Genomic DNA, 3,832 nt, shown 5'->3' with positions numbered 1-3,832 from the left:
CATCCTGATCTGGACGCATCCTGGCCCAGAATCATTAGCATGATCATGTTGTCGGGTCCCACCGGTGTGATCCGGCAACACGATCGGTTACCGCGTCCGTGTGGTCCATGATCCCGGCGCCTGGGCCTGCGGCCCGATCCCGTGCCGCCACACCCTCGACGACGCTCATGAACTCCACGGTGAGGGCGGCCAGCGCGTCGTACTGCCCCTTGTAGCCGTACCGCTGCCGTAGCGTGCCCCAGTCATTGAACTCGGCCGCGGCCGCTATGTCACCGGACTCCGGGATCCTGGACTCGAACACGTGGAGCCCAGCGCCCTGCCCGCTTCGCTGGAGGTAGTCCGCCATCTGCTGGTGCAGGGTCACCTCGGACCGGTACTTGCTGATGACAAGGCCGATCGTCGGGATGTCGACGCCCACACCGGCGGCGAATTTCGTGATCCTGGCCCGGACCTGTGGTATTCCGTAGGTCGACATGAAGTCGGGGACAGCCGGGATGATGTAGCCGTGCGAGATCCTCAGCCCGTTCAGGGTGAGCACGCTCAGATTCGGCGGGCAGTCCACGAGAATGTAGTCGTAGCCACCGGCTATCTTCTCGAGCTGCCGCGCCAGCAGCTCCACGGGGTTGTGGACGAGATCCCTGGACGGGACGAGCAGACGGTCCTGCAGGTCGATGAGGTCGAGCGAGGACGCCAGCAGATCGACCTGGGTGACGGTCCGCACCGGGGACACGTCCCGCTGCAGGGCAGCGTCGATGTCGAACCGGCTTCCGGCCGGCCCCGGCTCCACCGCGTCGCGGAAGAGGGTGGCCAGCGTCCGGTCCGAGTCGTTGAGATCCTTCCACTGTGCCTCGCCGATCATATAGATCGTCAGGTTTGTCTGCGGATCAAGATCAACAAGCAGTACCCGCTTGCCGTGCTCCGCCGCCATGACCTCCGCAAGGGCAGCCGTGATCGTCGTCTTGCCGACGCCACCCTTCAGGTTGATCGTCGAGACGATGTACGCCACGTCCATGCCCTCGTTTTCCCTGACCGGTCAACGCTGATAACACAAGCGCTGAGGACAGCGGATCCGCGTCATCAGGATGACGGATCCGCTGTCTGCTTCCGTCGTCCGACCTTGGGCTCGATCCGGCGGATCATATAGGCGGTCACGGTCAGGGCGAGGACACCCACCACGGTGCCAACGCTGACGTCGGTGAGCCAGGTCACGGCGTTGTGGTTCCACAGCGGGTCCGGTGGATCACCCAGCGGCAGCCTCCTGGCCGGGTTGGCCGCCTCGGGGCTCACCCTGCCCAGCTGGGCCACCTTGTTGAGGTCGACGGTCGAGGCGAGCGCGGCAAAACCCCAGCGCGCCGGCGCGATCCAGCTGACCTGCCCAAGTACCGGACGTCCCACCGCCGACACGAGCCCGCCGCAGAGCACGAGCTGAGCCATGGTGATAAGGACCAGCACGGGCATGGTCTTGTCAGCGCTGTCGACCAGCGTCGAGACAAGCAGGCCGATCATCATCGAGGACAGCGCCGCCACGAGCACCGCGACGAGACACTCCGCGAGCGGGGAACCGAGCAGCACGGAAGCGGTCGGCATCCGGCCCAGTAATCCGATCAATGTGAAGATCGCGCACTGACAGGTCGTGATCGCGGCCAGGACGACCACCTTGGAACCCAGGTAAGCGGTACGTGACAGGCCGATCGTGCGCTCCCGCCGGTAGATCGGCCGTTCCTTGACGAGCTCACGAACCGAGTTCGCCATCCCCATGAAGCATGCGCACAGCACCAGCACGACGAGCACCTTGGTCGCGTCCGGGTTCGGCACCGGCAGCGCGGCGAGACCGTCCCGGGCCGGGATCACCCGCGGAATGATCCCCAGCAGGAACGGAAAAGCGATGATCAGCCGAAGATAGGAACGGTCCGCGAGCACCACCCGCAGGTAGCGGCGGGTGAGGGTGGACAGCTGTGCCCGCACCGGCTGCTGGCGGACGCTGGGCAGCGTCGCCGCGGTCCGCCGAACCACCGGCGCGACCACAGCGGACGGGACGTAGTACTCCGACGCGCGGAAACGGGCCGCGAGCACCTCACCCGCGGTGGCCTCCAGCTCCCGGAAGACAGCGACGAACTCCTTGAAGTCCTTCTTGTCGAAGAACCGCAACGCACCGGCACTCGGGCCGAAGTAAGCCACGTGGCCGCCGGGCGCGAGCACCAACAGATAGTCACATAGATCAAGAAATAGCACACTATGAGTCACAACAATCACTGTGCGGCCTTCGCTGGGAGCGCTGGCGGCACCGTCGCTACCCCGGGCGAGGGAGTGCAGCGCCTCCATGACCGACTGGTCGTTGGCCGGATCCAGCCCGGAGGTCGGCTCGTCCAGGAACAGCAGTGTCGGACGTGTGAGCAGCTCGAGCGCGACGCTGGTCCGCTTGCGCTGGCCGCCGGACAGCCGGCCGACCGGTGTGTCCGCATGGTCACGCAGCCCCAGCTGAACGACGACCTCGCTGACCCGGGCACGCCGCTCATCCGCTGTGGTGTCAGCTGGAAAGCGCAGCTCCGCACCGTACTCCAGGGCCTGGCGAACGGTCAGCTGGTTGTGCAGGGGGTCGGCCTGCGGGACGTAACCGATCCGGCGGCGCAGCTCGTCGTACTCGGCATAGAGATCCCGGCCCGCGTAGCGGACCGTGCCGGCGTCGGCCGGACGAAATCCGGTGAGCGCGTTGAGCAACGTCGACTTGCCCGCGCCGCTCGGACCGACCACACCCAGCAGCGACCGGGCCGGCAGCCGGAAGGTGACGTCGCTCATGAGCTGCTTGGCACCAGCCCATACCGACAGGCCCTGCACTTCGAACGTAACGTCGCCGCTATCGACGTACTCGACCAACGTGTCACCGTCAAGCTGGAACAGATGATGGCCGATGGCGACGACATCACGTTGCGCCACGGGCGCGTGCGTCACCCTCCGGCCGTTGACAAACGTGCCGTTGGCTGAGCCCAGGTCGACTACCTCGACGTCACCGCGTCGCGCACGGCCTCGACCGGTATGGGTGGTACCACCGGACCCGTGGGTGTCGACGCGAAGCTGGGCATGGTGCCGAGAGGCCAGTAAGTCGTCCACAACCAGATCGTTGTCGCGGGAACGGCCCATGGTCACCTGCCCTGGGCGCAGCTGGTGAACCTTGCGCTCGTCACCGATGAACGGCTGCTCAGACGTGGGCGGACCCGGATCGTCGTCGCTTCCCGCGAGCGCGGTGGGCGGGTCGGCTGGTAGCTCGACCGGCCCCGCTGGGACGGGCTGCCGCGGCCGCGGGATGAGAACGACCTCCGGCCCGTCCACGGCGCCGAGACGGATCCGCACCTGTGCCGCGCTCACGCTGAGGTTGCCCACCCGCCGGCCGTCCTGCCAGAGGCCGTTGGCACTGATGTCGCGTACCTGCCAGCCTTCCGCCCCTGCCTCCAGGACGAGGTGACGCCGCGACACCCGGCCATCGACGATGACGACGTCGGCCTGGCGGGCCCGCCCCACCACGTATGGTCCATCGCCGGTCAGGACCACCTGGCCGGCCGGAGTGTTGACCTGTAGCGCGGTCCCGGTCCAGTCCACCTGCGTTTCTCTCCCCCCGTGGCCGGAGGTTGTCGGCCTCCGGCCACCGTTGGTGTGCCTCCGCGCACCTGAGAGAGGCGTGCTCGCGTGGCCTGTGGTCAGCTGAAAGAGATCTTAACCGCCGCGACCCCACGGAATTGTGTCTTTTCGATGAAACAGGCCGGTAACCGCCGCGGCCGGCACCGGCTGGCGGCACGGACGTTCGAGTCGGCACGGACACTCGAGTCGGCACGGACAC

Annotated in this window: 2 protein-coding genes; both read right to left on the bottom strand. The window is 66.9% G+C overall.

Annotated elements, in window-relative coordinates; translation table 11 throughout:
* Positions 1–43: 43 nt before the first annotated feature.
* On the bottom strand, positions 44–1,006 hold the full coding sequence (locus MJ783_RS08640) for a ParA family protein (protein WP_370651568.1): 963 nt from the start codon (positions 1,004–1,006) through the stop codon (positions 44–46).
* Positions 1,007–1,077: 71 nt separating this feature from the next.
* Positions 1,078–3,594 (bottom strand): ATP-binding cassette domain-containing protein, encoded by a 2,517-nt coding sequence (locus MJ783_RS08635; protein ID WP_239309840.1) that lies wholly within the window; start codon positions 3,592–3,594, stop codon positions 1,078–1,080.
* Between the last annotated feature and the right edge of the window lie 238 nt (positions 3,595–3,832).

The sequence above is a fragment of the Protofrankia sp. Cj3 genome, assembly GCF_917627355.1.
Taxonomy (GTDB): domain Bacteria; phylum Actinomycetota; class Actinomycetes; order Frankiales; family Frankiaceae; genus Protofrankia.
This window is presented reverse-complemented; position numbering and strand designations above follow the sequence as displayed.